The organism is Mannheimia massilioguelmaensis (assembly GCF_000940515.1).
In the GTDB taxonomy this organism is placed as follows: Bacteria; Pseudomonadota; Gammaproteobacteria; order Enterobacterales; family Pasteurellaceae; genus Basfia; species Basfia bettyae.
Map to the genome: position 1 here is coordinate 221,244 of NZ_CDQL01000008.1, position 17,515 is coordinate 238,758.

General features: G+C 34.7%; 18 protein-coding genes. 11 read left to right on the forward strand and 7 right to left on the reverse strand.

Annotation, left to right across the window (positions count from 1 at the left end; all coding sequences use genetic code 11):
- Nucleotides 1–6 precede the first annotated feature (6 nt).
- A complete protein-coding gene (locus BN1226_RS09385) occupies nucleotides 7–1,203 on the reverse strand; it encodes an MFS transporter (RefSeq protein ID WP_044470976.1) in 1,197 nt (398 codons plus the stop codon).
- A 155-nt stretch (nucleotides 1,204–1,358) separates the two neighbouring features.
- Between BN1226_RS09385 and dapD the strand changes: the two genes are divergently transcribed.
- The 3 genes from dapD (at nucleotide 1,359) to BN1226_RS09400 (ending at nucleotide 3,579) form a co-directional block, all read left to right on the forward strand.
- Nucleotides 1,359–2,186 (forward strand): 2,3,4,5-tetrahydropyridine-2,6-dicarboxylate N-succinyltransferase, encoded by an 828-nt coding sequence (dapD, locus tag BN1226_RS09390; RefSeq protein WP_005759189.1) that lies wholly within the window; start codon nucleotides 1,359–1,361, stop codon nucleotides 2,184–2,186.
- A gap of 71 nt (nucleotides 2,187–2,257) precedes the next feature.
- Nucleotides 2,258–2,716, forward strand: coding sequence for a 2-thiouracil desulfurase family protein (locus tag BN1226_RS09395; RefSeq protein ID WP_044470977.1), 459 nt, complete (start codon nucleotides 2,258–2,260; stop codon nucleotides 2,714–2,716).
- A 320-nt stretch (nucleotides 2,717–3,036) separates the two neighbouring features.
- Complete coding sequence (locus BN1226_RS09400; protein WP_044470978.1) at nucleotides 3,037–3,579, forward strand: hypothetical protein; 543 nt, start codon at nucleotides 3,037–3,039, stop codon at nucleotides 3,577–3,579.
- 12 nt (nucleotides 3,580–3,591) lie between these two features.
- Here the strand turns inward: BN1226_RS09400 and minC are convergent, their stop codons facing one another.
- Nucleotides 3,592–4,263 (reverse strand): septum site-determining protein MinC, encoded by a 672-nt coding sequence (minC, locus tag BN1226_RS09405; RefSeq protein ID WP_044470979.1) that lies wholly within the window; start codon nucleotides 4,261–4,263, stop codon nucleotides 3,592–3,594.
- Between the two features lie 79 nt (nucleotides 4,264–4,342).
- Here minC and BN1226_RS09410 point away from each other — a divergent pair, with 79 nt between their 5' ends.
- From BN1226_RS09410 to cspE, 4 genes are all read left to right on the forward strand, one after another.
- Complete coding sequence (locus tag BN1226_RS09410; RefSeq protein ID WP_044470980.1) at nucleotides 4,343–4,630, forward strand: YcgL domain-containing protein; 288 nt, start codon at nucleotides 4,343–4,345, stop codon at nucleotides 4,628–4,630.
- An 88-nt stretch (nucleotides 4,631–4,718) separates the two neighbouring features.
- Complete coding sequence (xthA, locus tag BN1226_RS09415) at nucleotides 4,719–5,522, forward strand: exodeoxyribonuclease III (protein ID WP_044470981.1); 804 nt, start codon at nucleotides 4,719–4,721, stop codon at nucleotides 5,520–5,522.
- A gap of 18 nt (nucleotides 5,523–5,540) precedes the next feature.
- Complete coding sequence (locus BN1226_RS09420; protein WP_044470982.1) at nucleotides 5,541–6,320, forward strand: TIGR01619 family protein; 780 nt, start codon at nucleotides 5,541–5,543, stop codon at nucleotides 6,318–6,320.
- Between the two features lie 287 nt (nucleotides 6,321–6,607).
- Nucleotides 6,608–6,817: a transcription antiterminator/RNA stability regulator CspE gene (gene cspE / locus BN1226_RS09425; RefSeq protein ID WP_005759256.1), complete on the forward strand. Its 210-nt coding sequence runs from the start codon at nucleotides 6,608–6,610 to the stop codon at nucleotides 6,815–6,817.
- Between the two features lie 336 nt (nucleotides 6,818–7,153).
- Here the strand turns inward: cspE and nrdA are convergent, their stop codons facing one another.
- From nrdA to BN1226_RS09440, 3 genes are all read right to left on the reverse strand, one after another.
- Nucleotides 7,154–9,424, reverse strand: a complete 2,271-nt coding sequence (nrdA, locus tag BN1226_RS09430) for a class 1a ribonucleoside-diphosphate reductase subunit alpha (protein ID WP_044470983.1) — start codon at nucleotides 9,422–9,424, stop codon at nucleotides 7,154–7,156.
- 273 nt (nucleotides 9,425–9,697) lie between these two features.
- A complete protein-coding gene (locus tag BN1226_RS09435) occupies nucleotides 9,698–11,173 on the reverse strand; it encodes a Do family serine endopeptidase (RefSeq protein WP_044470984.1) in 1,476 nt (491 codons plus the stop codon).
- Nucleotides 11,174–11,409: 236 nt separating this feature from the next.
- Nucleotides 11,410–11,826 (reverse strand): Z-ring associated ZapG family protein, encoded by a 417-nt coding sequence (locus tag BN1226_RS09440; protein ID WP_044470985.1) that lies wholly within the window; start codon nucleotides 11,824–11,826, stop codon nucleotides 11,410–11,412.
- Between the two features lie 267 nt (nucleotides 11,827–12,093).
- Here BN1226_RS09440 and rplM point away from each other — a divergent pair, with 267 nt between their 5' ends.
- The 4 genes from rplM (at nucleotide 12,094) to BN1226_RS09460 (ending at nucleotide 14,285) form a co-directional block, all read left to right on the forward strand.
- Nucleotides 12,094–12,522 (forward strand): 50S ribosomal protein L13, encoded by a 429-nt coding sequence (gene rplM / locus BN1226_RS09445; RefSeq protein WP_005759216.1) that lies wholly within the window; start codon nucleotides 12,094–12,096, stop codon nucleotides 12,520–12,522.
- A 15-nt stretch (nucleotides 12,523–12,537) separates the two neighbouring features.
- A complete protein-coding gene (gene rpsI, locus BN1226_RS09450) occupies nucleotides 12,538–12,933 on the forward strand; it encodes a 30S ribosomal protein S9 (RefSeq protein WP_005758956.1) in 396 nt (131 codons plus the stop codon).
- Nucleotides 12,934–13,168: 235 nt separating this feature from the next.
- The gene (gene sspA, locus BN1226_RS09455) at nucleotides 13,169–13,807 is read left to right on the forward strand and encodes a stringent starvation protein SspA (protein WP_044470986.1); all 639 of its coding nucleotides are present in this window, start codon (nucleotides 13,169–13,171) and stop codon (nucleotides 13,805–13,807) included.
- Nucleotide 13,808: 1 nt separating this feature from the next.
- Entirely contained in the window at nucleotides 13,809–14,285 is a 477-nt protein-coding gene (locus BN1226_RS09460; RefSeq protein WP_044470987.1) for a ClpXP protease specificity-enhancing factor, read from the forward strand.
- A gap of 120 nt (nucleotides 14,286–14,405) precedes the next feature.
- Here BN1226_RS09460 and dnaJ read toward each other — a convergent pair whose 3' ends face one another.
- Together dnaJ and dnaK are read right to left on the reverse strand one after the other, a co-directional pair.
- Nucleotides 14,406–15,530 carry a molecular chaperone DnaJ gene (gene dnaJ / locus BN1226_RS09465; protein ID WP_005758777.1) on the reverse strand — a complete coding sequence of 375 codons (1,125 nt, stop codon included), beginning with the start codon at nucleotides 15,528–15,530 and terminating at the stop codon, nucleotides 14,406–14,408.
- 58 nt (nucleotides 15,531–15,588) lie between these two features.
- Complete coding sequence (gene dnaK, locus BN1226_RS09470) at nucleotides 15,589–17,499, reverse strand: molecular chaperone DnaK (RefSeq protein WP_044470988.1); 1,911 nt, start codon at nucleotides 17,497–17,499, stop codon at nucleotides 15,589–15,591.
- Between the last annotated feature and the right edge of the window lie 16 nt (nucleotides 17,500–17,515).

Here is a 17,515-nt window from a genome sequence, read left to right on the forward strand (position 1 = left end):
TAAAAGTTAAACTGATTTTACTTTACTCATGGTAAGTAAAGATATAACAATAAAAACGACGGCAATATAAAATACTGCGCCATAATTCCAAATTTGAGCAATTATGCCAACTAACGGTCCTGCTAGAATCCAACTACTTTTAGCTGCATTTGTAAATAATGTTGTGGCAGAACCCATTTTACTAGGCATTAGATCTTGAAAATAGACCATCCCAATGGTTGCAATGATGCCAATAAAAATGGCATTTAAGCATTGTAAACAAAGAAATTGCCAAGTTTCTTTAGCAAACCAAAGACCAAAATAGAACAATAATCCCATACAAAGTGCGGTCAAAATTAACAATTTTTTATGAATAAATTTAGTAAAATAACCCGCAATCAGCATGACTGGAATTTCCAAACCAGCGGCCGTTCCCATTAAAATTCCTGCCAAACGTTGGGATAAATGTAGCTCATTGATGATGTAAAGTGGCATGCTGACCAAGTACATGCCATTACAACACCAAATGAGAAAACAGCTAATAAATAATAAAGCAATGCTTTTCTGATTGGATTCAGATAAATGATTTTCTGAAGCATATTGTTTTTGCGATATCGAGTTAACTGTTACAGATGGAATATAAGGCAATAATATTTTAGTAATCATAGCACAAAATAGAAATGCCGTGGCGGCTACCATATACATATATTCAAAGCCCCATTCAAGAGCAATATAAAAAGAGAGTGGCGGGCCAACAATCCAGGCAAGTGAAATTTGGGTACGCATAATCGTAGTAAACATCACCGCCTCTCGCTTTGAATGTTCTGCATATTCACGAGCTAATGCAAAAGATTGGGGATTGGCGGAAGATCCTAAGGCAAGTAAGAATGTGGCAAAGAACATTAGAACATAATAATTCCGATTATAAGCGAAAGTGATGCAGCCTAGCATTGCAATTAAACAGCAAAAAATGATTAGTTTACGACGATCATCTTGTTTATCTGAATAGTGAGCTAAAATCTGACTTAAAAGGATTCCCATTACTGCATTGGAAGTATAAAACATCCCCACCATAAAGGGAGATACATGAATTTCTTGGGAGAGAAATAAGCTCAATGTGGGTATTTGGAATGAAGAAGCGATGCCCGTTAGAAAAGCCATTAATAAAAAAGCAAATGCAACAACATTGACAGGACGTTGTGTTGAGCTATTAGGTGTCATCATGTTCATTACCAAATTTATGTTGTGGCTAGAATAGCTTAGCAATATTTTGAAGTAGGTTTATTTTAGACTATTTTAGGAAAAACAGATGAGTTTTTCGTGAAAATATGGTAAAAATATTGCAATTACTCACTATTTTATTTTATATAGGAAAAAAGATGTCAAACTTACAATCTATCATTGAAGCCGCATTTGAAAAACGCGCTGAAATTACTCCAAAAACTGTTGATGCAGAAACTAAATCAGCGATTGAAGAAGTTGTTGCAGGTCTAGACAGTGGTAAGTATCGCGTTGCTGAAAAAATTGAGGGCGAATGGGTAACTCATCAATGGTTAAAGAAAGCCGTATTGTTATCATTTCGCATTCATGAAAATCAACTTATTGATGGCGCTGAAACTAAATATTACGATAAAGTAGCATTAAAATTTGCTGATTATACTGAAGAACGTTTCCAACAAGAAGGTTTCCGTGTCGTGCCGTCTGCGACAGTACGTAAAGGTGCCTATATTGCGAAAAACACTGTTTTAATGCCATCTTATGTAAACATCGGTGCATTTGTCGATGAAGGTACGATGGTTGATACATGGGTAACTGTAGGTTCATGTGCTCAAATTGGTAAAAATGTTCATTTATCTGGTGGTGTAGGTATCGGTGGTGTATTAGAACCGTTACAAGCTAATCCAACAATTATTGGTGATAATTGCTTTATTGGCGCTCGTTCAGAAATTGTTGAAGGTGTGATTGTTGAAGATGGATGCGTGATTTCAATGGGCGTATTTATTGGACAATCTACTAAAATTTATGATCGTGAAACGGGCGAAGTACATTATGGACGAGTTCCAGCCGGTTCTGTAGTTGTTTCAGGAAGCCTCCCATCTAAAGATGGTTCACACAGTTTATATTGTGCTGTCATCGTGAAAAAAGTCGATGCGAAAACTTTAGGTAAAGTGGGGCTTAATGAGTTGCTTCGTACTATTGAAGAATAATTATAAATAAGTATCTAAAAGCCAAATATTAATATTTGGCTTTTTTGTTTTTGATAAAGGATGAAACTGCGGTGCCAAAAATAAAAATTTTAATTAGTGCTTGTTTATTAGGTGAAAATGTTAAGTATTCAGGTGGAAATAATCTTTCACAGATATTGGTTGACTTTTTGGAAAAAAATGAGATTGAACTACTTCCTGTCTGTCCTGAAGTATTGGGAGGATTATCCACACCAAGACTTCCTGCTGAAATTATTTATGGCAAGGTAGTGGATCAAGCTGGAAATGATGTATCAAAAGCATTTCAATTAGGTGCAGAAAAAACGTTAAAAATTGCGCAAGATAATTATATACAATTTGCAATTTTGAAAGAAAAAAGTCCTTCATGTGGTAGTCAAAAAATTTATGATGGTAGCTTTTCGGGGCGACTAATTGATGGACATGGAATGACAACACAACTTTTGCAGCAGCATCATATTCATGTTTTTTCTGAACTGAATTATCAATCTATCGCTCAATTCATAAACAAATGAATAAAAATTTTTATAAAATATACCGCACTTTATTAATTATATTTTTATAATAATATCAACTAGATAAGTTAAATTTATTCAGTTTTATTAAAAAAATAATTCGATAACATGATCATTTTTAATGAACTTTCTTTTAATCTTTGTAATCAAAGAGTTAAGTGAGCATTTTGAATGTTTTAAAAAATAGACGGAAAGAAAAAGCAAAAGTGATCTCAAGATCATGTTTATTGTTTTTTTGTCTTAAACTTGCCACCCACAACAAGACTATGAGTCTTGTTATTTTATGTAATTAAATTACTTATCCATTTAGGAGCAAAACAATGAAAAAATCCGCATTAGCAGCATTAGTATTAGGTGCAACTTTAGCATTAACTGCATGTGACCAAGCTAAAGAACAAGCTTCACAAGCGAAAGCAACAGTAACTGAAGCAGCTAAAGATGCTAAAAATACAACAGTTGAAAAAGCCAATGAAGTAAAAAATACAGTTTCTGAAAAAGCAACTGAAATGAAAGATGCTGCGGCTCAGAAAATTGAAGCTGCTAAAGAAGCGGTTTCTGAAAAAGCAGCTGAAATGAAAGATGCTGCGTCACAAAAAATGGAAGCGGCTAAAGATGCTGTTTCTGAAAAAACAGCTGAAATGAAAGCTGCTGCATCACAAAAAGCAGAAGCAACAAAAGAAGCCGTTTCTGAAAAAACGGCTGAAATGAAAGACTCTGCGTCACAAAAAGTGGAAGCGACTAAAGAAGCAGTTTCTGAAAAAGCAGCTGAAATGAAAGAGGCTGCATCACAAAAAATGGAAGCGGCTAAAGAAGCTGTTTCTGAAAAAGCAGATGAGATGAAAAAATCTGAAGCAACTAAATAATTAGTAAAAAGTTTATAAAGATAAAAATGGTTTAAAGATTAATTTATCTTTTTCAGCAAAAATCCTAACTGATTTATTGATAAATTCGGTTGGGATTTTTTCTTTATAAAGAAAACGATGATTGACTGCAATAAACTCAGCACTTAGGTGTTGAACGTAAATTGCTCCTGAACCACTATTTACTCCAGCCATGGCTCGACCAAACAATTTGCCATAAATATGGATATTTCCATCAGCGGCAACTTCGGCACCTTCTTCGACATCACCGTGAATAATTAAATCAGAATTTTTTGCGTAAATAACTTGTTGAGTATGAACATCTCCATCGATAATTTTTGTGGGTTGAATTCGAGGTTCAGGTAAAATCTCATCTAATTGTGAAGTTTTACCCAAAATTGGTAAATTAGCTGTTAGAATAACTTCTTTTTGTAAGGTATTCTGCCAGTCAGCGACACCAATTACTTGAATATTAAATTCTTTCAAGAGTTCTTTTAAGGTATGGAGATTTAACTTCTCAAGCTGAGGGGTAAACTGTAAAACGACAGCAATATTTTTGAAGAATGAAGGTGAGTTTTTTGATTTTTTATTAAGTGCTCTTTTAATGACGCTCAAGCTGGAACTATTGATTGTAAGAAAAACAGCAGAAAATTGTCCTGTACGAAGTTCAACAATATCATTAGCCATAAAAGTCACCTTAATCAATTAATAAGTTGAATGAGTATATCATTCAATACCAATATAAAGTTTTAAAAGGAAAAATACAATGTTATGTGCAATTTATAAAAGCAAAAAAAAAGAAGGAATGTATTTGTATGTTGCTAATCGAGATCATTTTAATGATGTGCCAAGTGAATTAAGAACTGCCTTTGGCACCCCTATTTTTGTAATGTTATTTAATCTTGCAGGTGAAAAAAAATTAATTCATGCAGATAAACAAGAGGTGATGAAAAAAATTCAAGAAAATGGTTTTTATCTACAAATGCCACCTCAAGAAGAAAATTTATACGAACAATTTAAAAAAGCACAGAAAGCGCAACAAATAGAAGAGTAAAGTGCGGTAAATTTTAGGGAAATTTTATAAAATTACCAAAAAACAGTATAATGACTCTCAAACATTAAAGTAAATTTATAGGAACAATATGAAATTTATTTCTTTTAATATTAATGGATTACGTGCTCGCCCACATCAATTGGAGCAAATTGTGAATCAATATCAACCTGATATTATCGGTTTACAAGAAATCAAAGTAGCAGATGAAGTATTTCCTTATGAGTTAGTAGAGCATCTTGGTTATCATATTTATCACCATGGTCAAAAAGGCCATTACGGTGTAGCATTACTTTGCAAACAAGAACCTAATGCCGTACGTAGAGGTTTTTCTACGGATACTGAAGAAGCTCAAAAACGGATTATCATGGCAGATTTTGATACACCATTCGGTGAGCTAACTGTGATTAATGGTTATTTTCCACAAGGTGAAAGTCGTGATCATGAAACTAAATTTCCTGCAAAAGAAAAATTTTATGCAGATCTTTTAAATTATGTGACAACTGAACATAACCCAGAAAGCAATATTTTGGTTATGGGAGATATGAATATTAGTCCAACTGATTTAGATATTGGTATTGGTGAAGATAGCCGTAAACGTTGGTTAAGAACAGGTAAATGTTCTTTCTTACCTGAAGAGCGTGAATGGTATAATCGCTTATATGAAGCAGGCTTAGTTGATACTTTTCGTAAATTAAATCCAACAGTAAGTGATAAATATTCATGGTTTGATTATCGTTCAAAGGGTTTTGATGAAAATCGAGGTTTACGTATTGACCATATTTTAGTGAATAGTAAATTAGCAGAACATTGTGTTGATACTGGTATTGCATTAGATATTAGAGCAATGGAAAAACCTTCAGATCACGCACCAATTTGGGCAATATTTGAATAAATTTTATAAGGAAATAATATGGAGTTGGAACAAAATTGGCAAACCTATCGTACTTTGGTAAATGATAAAGTTGCCATTTTTTCAGTGAATCTTGCTATTTTTCAGCAATATGCCTCTGAAGCTGGATCACTTAAAAAAGTGGTTCAGTTTACCATTCCTTATACAGCAGATGATGAAGGGTTACCTCAAGCAGAAGAACATCAAATTTTATTTAGAAATATTATGCAGGCGTTAAGTACATTAAATGCATTATCTGAAACGCTTTATGCTGGGCATATTGTTAGTGAAAGTAAAGCTAAATTGTACTTTTATACCAATAATACAGAAGCTTTTTGTTCCGTGGTAAAAGATCTTGGTTATGCTAACCAAATCGATATTCAGGATGATCCTAATTGGGATATTTACTTTGATTTTCTGTTACCTTCACCTTTAGAAAGTAAAATAAATGCAACAGAAGAAATTTTAGATTTATTAGTCCAACATGGACGTAATCTTGAAGATACGTTCCTTGTAGAACATACATTCTATTTTGAACATAAAGATAATCTATTTGAATTTCTTGAAAGTGCGAGTTTAGACAATATTTCATTTAATATATTGCAGTATACTGATGAACCCATTCAAGTAAATGAAGAAGAATCGCTTTATATGGTTAAAATGGAACAGGAATTGGCACTTAATACGAAAGAAATTTATATGTTAGTTGAAAAGTTTGAACAACTTGCTAACACCTATTTTGGTGAATATGCTGGTTGGGAATGTGAAGCTCTTATACAAACTAAAAATCAATTAAATTAATTGTCTTTTATTAATACATGGCTATAAAAATGTCATAATTGTGGGGTATATCACATAATAGATATGTAATTTAAGAAAGTGTTTGCTTTACATTGTTCTCCATGCTTTAATGCCAACCAAGCTAATAAAGCGTATAGTTTTAATCAAATTTCGTTATTATAGTTCTTCCTCATTGCAAGTTTTAAATTTGTTTCTAGGTTTTTCTTAATACCAATTTCAATTATCGTTCTTAGCGTCACCGCTTGTTTTCAAGCATACAAATTTAGTTCTTACAAAAAGGAAATACCATGTCTAAATTACAAGGCACAGTAAAATGGTTCAACTCAGATAAAGGTTTCGGTTTCATTACTCCAACAGCTGGTGGTAAAGATGTATTCGTCCATTTTTCTGGTATCGTTAGCGACAAATTTAAAACATTAAATGAAGGCGACAAAGTAGAATACAATGTACAAGATTCTCAACGTGGTCCATCTGCTATTGATGTTGTTGTTCTTTAATCAGTAAAGTTTTTCTACTTAATTGCCTTTAGGATTTCCCATAAAAGGCAGATTATTTCGAGGACTAATTTCGATATTTTATCGGACTTAGTCCTTTCTATTTAAATTGAATTCTATTCATTTCAAGTTCTAATACTAAGCATAATAGCATAAGAAATATATAAATTTTATTAATTTATGGACACTTTTTAAAGATCATACATTTGGAATAAGGCTGATCTTTGGCAGAATGAGCGTAGTAGGTGTGGATTTTTGTATTCTGCATATTATTCCCCCGAAGCTTTTATTTATAAAAAACGGCTAAAAACTATTAAGCTTTTAGCCGTTTTAGATGTATTAAATTTTGCAAGCACCGCCTGCACAGCCGTCGTCCATGTCTTCTTGGGCATCATCTGCACCATCACGTGTATTTTGATAGTAAAGGGTTTTTACACCATATTTATAAGCCGTTAATAAATCTTTTAACAAGACTTTCATGGGTACTTTACCATCTTCAAAACGAGTTGGATCATAGTTAGTATTTGCAGAAATAGATTGATCTACGAATTTTTGCATGATACCAACAAGGTGTAAATAGCCATCCATGCTTGGCATATCCCACAGTAATTCATAGCTATCACTTAAGTTTTCGTAATCAGGTACAACTTGTTTTAAAATACCATCTTTTGATGCTTTTACACTGATATGTCCACGAGGCGGTTCAATACCATTTGTTGCGTTAGATATTTGTGATGAGGTTTCTGATGGCATTAATGCTGTTAAGGTCGAATTACGTAAACCGAATTCCATAATATTTTTACGTAATTGTTCCCAATCATAATGTAATGGTTCTTGAGTTAATGCATCGACATCTTTTTTATAAGTATCGATAGGTAAAATACCTTGAGAATAGGTGGTTTCATTGAAATATTCACATGCACCTTGTTCTTTAGCAAGGTTCATTGAGGCTTTTAATAGATAGTATTGGATTGCTTCAAATGTGCGGTGCGTTAAATCATTTGCGCTGCCATCAGAATAACGAACACCATTTTTAGCTAAATAATAAGCATAATTGATTACACCAATCCCTAATGAACGACGTGCTAAGGAGCTGCGGCGAGCTGCTGGGACAGGGTAGTCTTGATAATCTAATAGGGCATCTAATGAACGTACTGCAAGATCGGCAAGATTGTCTAATTCATCAAGATTTTCAATTTTACCTAGATTAAATGCTGAAAGTGTGCACAGTGCAATCTCTCCATTTTCATCATTAATATTATTTAATGGTTTGGTTGGTAAAGCAATTTCTAAACATAGGTTAGATTGACGTACAGGTGCAACCGCTGGGTTAAATGGACTATGTGTATTGCAGTGATCAACATTTTGAATATAAATACGGCCTGTTGATGCTCGTTCTTGCATCAATAATGAGAAGAGCTCGACCGCTTTTACAGTGCGTTTACGAATATTTGGATCTTGTTCGTATTTCGTATAAAGTTCTTCAAATTTATCTTGGTCCGCAAAAAATGCTTCATATAATCCTGGAACATCAGAAGGGCTGAATAAGCTAATATCACCACCTTTAATTAGACGTTGATACATTGCTTTATTAATTTGAACACCGTAGTCCATATGACGGGCTCGGTTTTCTTCCACCCCGCGGTTATTTTTTAATACCATCAGGCTTTCAACTTCTAAATGCCACATAGGGAAGTAAACTGTTGCAGCGCCTCCTCGAACACCACCTTGTGAACAAGATTTAACTGCTGTCTGGAAGTGTTTATAGAAAGGTATACATCCAGTATGGAAGGCTTCGCCATTACGAATTGGGCTGCCTAATGCACGAATAGCACCGGTATTGATTCCAATGCCTGCACGTTGAGAAACATATTTAATAATCGCTGATGAAGTCGCATTGATTGAATCAAGGCTATCGGCACATTCAATTAATACACAAGAACTGAATTGGCGAGTTGGTGTGCGAACACCAGCCATAATTGGTGTAGGTAATGAGATTTTGAATGTTGAAATAGCATCATAGAAACGACGAATATAATCTAAACGAGTTTCAGCAGGATATTTAGAAAATAAACTTGCTGCAACAAGAATATAAAGAAACTGTGCCGATTCATAGATTTCACCAGTAACACGGTTTTGTACAAGGTATTTACCTTCTAATTGTTTTACTGCGGCATATGAAAATGTCATATCTCGGCTATGATCTAAGAAATTATCCATTTCATCCCATTCTTCACGGCTGAAATCAATCAGAAGATCATTATCGTATTTTCCTAAACGAACTAGTTTTTTTACATGTTCATATAAACGAGGAGGCTCGAAATGACCATATGCTTTTTTACGCAAGTGAAAGATTGCAAGACGTGCAGCAAGATATTGATAATCTGGAGAGTCTTTACTGATTAAGTCTGCCGCTGCTTTGATAATTGTTTCATGAATATCAGAGGTACGAATACCTTCGTAAAACTGAATATGCGAGCGTAATTCTACTTGTGATACAGAAACGTTATCTAAACCTTCTGCCGCCCAAGTAATTACGCGGTGAATTTTATCTAAATCAAGAGGCTCTATTTGTCCATCACGTTTCGTGACCATTAATGCTTTATTCATAAAAAGTCCAACCTGTAAAAACACTATATATGGGGGAGATAATCAATTAAGCTACAAGATAGAGGGTTAACAAGAATATTTCAAGCCTTAAATTTTTGTTGTTAAATGTTGACATAAAATAACTTATTTATATATAAGAAAAAAATTTTATTTGATAAATTAAATTATTGAAGAGATTGATGAGATTAGTTTCAACTCTTGGACAGATAGTCGGTAAAATGAAAAAGTGCGGTATAAAAACCGCACTTTTTATGTTGGCTAAAAGATAGTTATTTATTGAATAAGTAAATAAAAGTTATTATTGCCTCGTTCAATATTTAGCGCAATAACAGAAGGTTTTTCATCTAATGCTTTACGCAATTGAGTTAAATTTTCTGTTCTAGTGCGATTAATACCAACAATAATATCACCAGATTTTAAACCACGTCTCGCAGCTGGCGAATTTTCATGAACTTTAGTTACTTTAATCCCTTTTCTTCCATTCTCATCAATATTAGAGAGTTCCGCACCATCTAATGCAGGATTTATTTCCTGTGCATCAGCTAATTTTTTCGCTTCTTCATCAGATTGTAAGGTAACTTTTACGTCGTTAGTTTTACCATCTCGTAAATAGGTTAAATTAATTTCTTTACCTGCACCTGCGGTTGCAATTTTTGCACGCATTTCAGCAAAACTTGAAACTTTTTGACTATTCATTGCGGTAATAACATCACCAGCTTTGATTCCTGCTTTATCTGCGGCTGAGCCAGGAATAACTTCACTGACAAAAGCACCTTGTTGCGCATCGACATTAAATGCTTTAGCTAATTCAGCATTTAATTCGCCGCCTTTAATACCTAGCATACCACGGCGAACCTCACCAAATTCACTAATTTGTTGTGCAAGATTATTGGCCATATTGGATGGGATTGCGAATGCAATACCTGCATTAGCACCACTTGGTGAAAGAATCGCCGTATTGATACCAATTAATTCGCCATTTAAATTAATTAATGGACCGCCAGAATTACCTTGGTTAACGGCTGCATCTGTTTGAATATAGTTTTCATAAGCACCGCTATCAGATCCTGTAGAACGACCTAATGCCGAAACAATTCCTGATGTTACTGTTTGGCCTAAGCCAAATGGATTTCCAATAGCAACAGTGAAATCACCAACTCGTAATTTATCACTGTCAGCGAATTTAAGTGCGGTTAAATTTTTAGGATTTTCTAATTGGATAACAGCAATATCAGATTGACTGTCTTTTCCTAATACTTTGGCTTTAAATTCTCGACCATCTTGTAATTGAACAGTAATTTTATCTGCCTTATCAATGACATGATTGTTAGTTAAGACATAACCTTTTTCTGCATTAATGATCACTCCAGATCCTAAACCTCTAAATTTTCTTGGAGAGGATTTAGATGAATCATTACCAAAGAAATCTTCACCGAAAAAGAATTTAAATTCTTCTGGAATATCAAATGAACGATTAGCAACTTTTTCATTACCCTCTACAGCAATGGAGACTACTGCGGGTAATACTTTTTCTAACATTGGCGCTAAACTTGGTGTAGCTGATAATACAGAAGTTGCTGACACTTGAGTTGCCATTGGTGGAACTTTTGTTTCATCGGTAGCAGAAGGGGCGGATTCTGTTTTTTTATCACCAAAAAATGAACTAAAATCAGCCATAGTCACTGCTGGAGTCATAATAACAGATAATCCCAATGCAATTGCTGTCAGCGTAAAACTTGTTTTTTTCATTTGCTTTATTTCCTTTAAATACTTAAATAAATGATAAGTAAAATAATATCAAAGAGATATGTCTCTTATGACAAATAAAATGGGAAAATGTTCGAAAAATTCAAGTTTATTGGATGTAAATAGCTATTTTTAGTAAGAAATTTTAAATTTAACTTAATGGATTTAAATGTTTTAGGGAAGATCTGAGAGAGAGAAAAAGTGCGATAATTTTACCGCACTTTTTAAAATAATCACAATTAACGTTCTGCACGTAGAATACCAGAAGCTCCTTCAGAGGAGTAATCACGTGGTTGATCTTCTTTATCATTAATAAAAGTTTTTGGTTCATAATCAGAAATCGTTGGTTCAATACGAGTTTTATCCTCTAATGTATTGATTGTAAATAATTCTTTTGATTCAGGTAATAATTGATTAGAGGCATTTGCTAAATGATGATATAAGTTTTTATAGTCCTCAGATAAAGTTTTTAGCAGATTGGCACTTTCAGCAAAATGTTTTTCAAGTTGTTTTTGTTTTTCATTTAATTCAGCCTTGACCTGCTTTAATTCTTGGTCAGCTTTGATTGAACCTTTAGTTAGGCGAAGTAATAAATAGGTTAAGATTACACCAATAATAAAACCAACGAGGGCAGGGAATAACATTTCAGTTTGCATAATTAGTACTCCTATAGTAAATATGATTATCATATCGCTATTTTTCTTTTTTGTCTTGTATCTCTAGATAGATTTATTTGTGTAAATTTATTTGTGACTAGATTTTATTGTATATTTTATGTATAATCCGCAAACCCTGTTGATGTGTTGGATTCCCACCACACATTATTTTATCGACATCGCACTCGAAGGGGTGTTAGATTAAGATCAATGGTTGTGTTCAAACGAACACTGGGTATTAATATTTAATATTGGTAATTTAAATTAATGAAAACTTTTGTAGCAAAACCAGAAACAGTTAAACGTGACTGGTATGTAGTTGATGCGACAGGTAAAACTTTAGGTCGTTTAGCTACCGAATTAGCACGTCGTTTACGTGGTAAACATAAAGCAGAATATACTCCACACGTAGATACTGGTGATTACATCATCGTTATCAATGCAGATAAAGTGGCAGTAACAGGTCGTAAAGAAACTGATAAACTTTACTATTGGCACACTGGTTATGTAGGTGGTATCAAACAAGCGACTTTCCGTGAAATGATCGAACGCCGTCCTGAAGCAGTGATTGAGATTGCGGTTAAAGGTATGTTGCCAAAAGGTCCTTTAGGCCGAGCAATGTTCCGTAAATTAAAAGTGTATGCGGGTTCACAACACGAACATGCAGCACAACAACCACAAGTTTTAGATATCTAATCACGGAGCACGAAAATGACAGCAGCAAATCAAAACTACGGCACAGGTCGCCGCAAAAGCTCTTCAGCTCGTGTTTTCATCAAACCGGGCAGTGGTAAAATCACTATCAACCAACGCGAATTAGACGTATATTTCGGCCGTGAAACTTCACGTATGATCGTACGTCAACCATTAGAATTGGTTGAGATGACTGAAAAACTAGATCTTTACATTACAGTTAAAGGTGGGGGTATTTCAGGTCAAGCGGGTGCAATCCGTCACGGTATCACTCGTGCATTAATCGAATATGATGAGTCTTTACGTCCAGTATTACGCGCAGCGGGCTTTGTTACTCGTGATGCACGTCGTGTTGAACGTAAAAAAGTGGGTCTTCGCAAAGCGCGTCGTCGTCCACAATTCTCAAAACGTTAATTTTATATTTTCGTTTATATTCAGAGATTGCAAGTCTTTCGGGGCTTGCAATTTTTTTTATCTTTTATTGCTGAAATATGATTAAAAAGAAGTATTTTTATAAAAAAAAGATAGAAACTTGGAAATCATTTGTGGATTTATGGTAAAATGAACGACCATTTCTAATTCTTATTTATTAATATAAATAAGTTAATAAAAGTTTTTAAAAATTTATTTTAAGTCGTCGGAGGAATAGATGACAAGCGCTGCAAATAAACGTTCAATAATGACTCTTTTTTCAGATAAATCAGACATATACTGCCATCAGGTACGTATTGTTTTAGCCGAAAAAGGTGTTGCTTATGAAACGGAAATTGTGGATCCGCAAGCACTCTCAGAAGATTTAATGGAGTTAAATCCTTACGGTACATTACCAACTTTAGTTGATCGTGATTTAGTATTATTTAATTCACGTATTATTATGGAATACCTCGATGAACGTTTTCCTCATCCCCCATTAATGCCCGTTTATCCAGTTGCTCGTGGAAAAACACGTTTGTTAATGTTACGTATTGAACAAGATTGGTATCCAACATTAGAAAAAGCTGAAAAAGGGACTGAGGATGAACGTGCCAATGCTTTGAGACAGCTAAAAGAAGAAATCTTGTCTATTGCTCCTATTTTTACACAAATGCCATATTTTATGAGTGAAGAGTTTAGTTTAGTGGATTGCTATATGGCACCATTATTATGGAGAATGCAAGAATTAGGCGTTGAATTTACTGGTGCTGGTGCAAAAGCAATTAAAAGCTATATGACTCGTATATTTGAACGCGATTCATTCGTGCAATCTTTGGGTGCAAATGCGCCTAAAAATTTAATGGATGAAAAATAAGATGGAAAATAACTCATCACCAAAGCGCCCTTATTTATTAAGAGCCTATTATGATTGGTTAATTGATAATATATTTACACCATACTTAGTCGTTGATGCTACTTATTATGGAGTAGATGTACCACAAGAATATGTGAAAGATGGTCAAATTGTATTGAATCTTTCCACAAGTGCGGTAGCAAATTTACAATTAACCAATGAGGCAATTACTTTTAATGCTCGTTTCCAAGGTATTCCTCGTGAGATTTATATTCCTATGGGCGCTGCATTAGCTATTTATGCACGTGAAAATGGTGATGGAGTAATGTTTGAGCCTGAAGCTATTTATGATGAGTTAGATAAGGCTCCTAGTCTAGCGACAACTGATCAACCTAATGATTTTATCAATGTAGTGGATGATTCAAAACAAGAAACTAAAGCAAAAACGAAGAAAACTATAGATAAAAAGTCATCTTCACATTTACGTATTGTAAAATGACAAAGGCAAAAATAAAAAGAGTTAATACATCTCTTTATATCTAACTAATGCAGCCTTTAGATTGAAAAAGTGCGGTAAGAATTTTTAAAATTTCTACCGCACTTTTATTTTAGGCTAAACCTATTTACCTAGGTTATCGAAGAATTTTTTTACACCATCTAAAAAGCTTGATGATTTAGGGCGTTGCTTTGATTGCCCCTCTAAACTATCTTCAAGTTTTCTTAATAGCTCTTTTTGTTCTTCATTTAATTTTACAGGGGTTTCTACGGTGATTTTACAGATTAAATCCCCAGCATAGCCTGATCTTGTGGACATTACCCCTTTACCACGCATACGGAAAAGCTTACCCGTTTGTGTTTCTTCTGGAATCTTTAATTTTACACGGCCATCTAATGTTGGTACTTCAATTTCACCGCCTAGAGCTGCCATTGTAAAACTAATTGGTACTTCACAATATAAGTTACTTCCATCACGTTCAAATATATGGTGATTTTTTACATGAATCACAACATATAAGTCACCTGCTGGAGCACCATTTTCACCAGCCGCTCCTTCACCTGAGAGACGTAATTGATTACCTGTATCTACGCCAGCAGGAATTTTGACGGAAAGATTCTTTTTCTTATGGAGTCTTCCGTCACCATGGCAATGCTTACAAGCTTTTTCAATTTTTTTACCTGTACCATGACATGTTGGGCATGCGGTTTCTGTCATAAAGAAACCTTGTTGTCGACGAATACGACCTGAGCCGTGACAAGTTGGGCAGGTTTCTACTTTAGAGCCATTTTCTGCACCAGAGCCATTACAATGATCACAAGCAACTAAAGTATCAATTTTAATATCTTTTGTGGTACCTCGAACGGCTTCTTCTAAACTAATTTCAATGTCATAACGTAAATCTTCGCCACGTACTACACGTTGACGGCTACCACCACCAAACATTTCACTGAAGATATCTTCAAAACCACCAAAACCGCCGAATCCACCGCTAAAGCCACCAGCACCACCAAATCCACCTTGTTCAAAAGCAGAGTGTCCATACTGATCGTAAGCTGCACGTTTTTCTTTATCCATAAGGATTTCGTAAGCTTCGTTGACTTCTTTGAATTTTTCTTCAGCGTCTTTATCACCATTGGTTCTATCTGGGTGATATTTCATTGCTAGGCGTTTATAAGCACGTTTGATTTCTTTTTCATCCGCACCTTTATTAATACCCAGCGTTTCATAATAATCTTTCTTTGCCATTTTCTTATATACCAAAAGGGCGTATTACTACGCCCTTAATGAGTTAATTGAAGATGAATTATTTATTATCTTTAACTTCTTCAAATTCAGCATCTACAACATCATCGCCAGCTTTACCATCTTGAGATTGTTGTGCATTTGCATCAGCTTGTGCTTGCTGTTGAGCTGCTTGCATTAATTTTTCAGAAACTTGAATTAATGCTTGAATTTTTGCTTCGATAGCATCTTTATCTTCACCTTTAGTTGCTGCTTCAAGTTCATTTACTGCAGTTTCAATTGGAGCTTTATCTTCAGCAGATAATTTATCACCCGCTTCAGTTAATTGTTTACGAGTTGCATGAACTAATGCATCAGCTTGGTTACGTGTTTGTACTAATTCTTCAAATTTGCGGTCAGCTTCTGCATTAGCTTCAGCATCGCGTACCATTTGTTGAATTTCTTCATCACTTAAACCAGAAGAAGCTTTGATAGTAATTTTTTGTTCTTTACCTGTACCTTTATCTTTAGCTGATACGTGGATAATACCATCCGCATCAATATCAAAGGTTACTTCAATTTGAGGCATACCACGTGGAGCAGGATTAATACCTTCTAGGTTAAATTGACCTAAAGATTTATTTGCTGACGCTTGTTTACGTTCACCTTGAAGTACGTGAATTGTTACCGCACTTTGGTTATCTTCTGCTGTAGAGAATACTTGTGATTTCTTAGTTGGGATAGTTGTGTTTTTCTCAATAAGAGTTGTCATCACACCGCCCATAGTTTCGATACCTAATGATAATGGTGTAACGTCTAATAATAACACATCTGTCACATTACCAGATAACACGCCACCTTGAACAGCCGCACCTACAGCAACCGCTTCATCAGGGTTGACATCTTTACGAGGTTCTTTGCCAAAGAAATCAGCTACCTTTTGTTGTACTAATGGCATACGAGTTTGACCACCAACTAATATAACATCATCAATTTGACCTACACTTAAACCAGCATCGTTTAAGGCAACTTTTACAGGATCCAATGAGCGAGTCACTAAGTCTTCCACTAATGCTTCTAATTTTGCACGAGTTAATTTAATATTTAAGTGTTTTGGACCAGTAGCATCTGCAGTGATATATGGTAAATTCACATCAGTTTGTTGAGCTGATGAAAGTTCAATTTTAGCTTTTTCACCTGCTTCTTTTAAACGTTGCATTGCTAATGGATCGTTACGTAAATCAACACCTTGTTCTTTTTTGAATTCATCTACTAAGTAGTTGATTACACGATTATCGAAGTCTTCACCACCTAAATGAGTATCACCGTTAGTTGCTAATACTTCAAAAGTTTTTTCACCACCCACTTCATCAATTTCAATGATTGATAAGTCGAATGTACCACCACCTAAGTCATAAACTGCGATAGTTTTATTACCCGTGCCTTTGTCTAAGCCATATGCTAGAGCTGCTGCTGTTGGTTCGTTGATAATACGTTTAACATCAAGACCTGCGATACGACCCGCATCTTTTGTTGCTTGACGTTGAGCATCATTAAAGTATGCTGGCACAGTGATAACTGCTTCAGTTACTGTTTCACCCAAGAAATCTTCTGCAGTTTTTTTCATTTTTTTCAATACTTCAGCAGAGATTTGTGGCGGTGCTAATTTTTCACCTTTTACATTCACCCACGCATCACCATTGTCTGCTTCAGTGATTTTGAATGGCATAATGTTTACATCACGTTGCACTTCTGCATCGCTAAAACGACGACCAATTAAACGTTTAATTGCAAATAATGTATTTTGTGGATTAGTCACTGCTTGGCGTTTTGCTGGTTGGCCAACTAAGGTTTCGTTGTCAGCAGTATAAGCAATAATTGATGGTGTTGTGCGATCACCTTCTGCATTTTCAATAACGCGTGGTTTGTCACCATCCATTACAGCTACACAAGAGTTTGTTGTACCTAAGTCAATACCAATAATTTTTCCCATTTTGAGTCTCCTGATT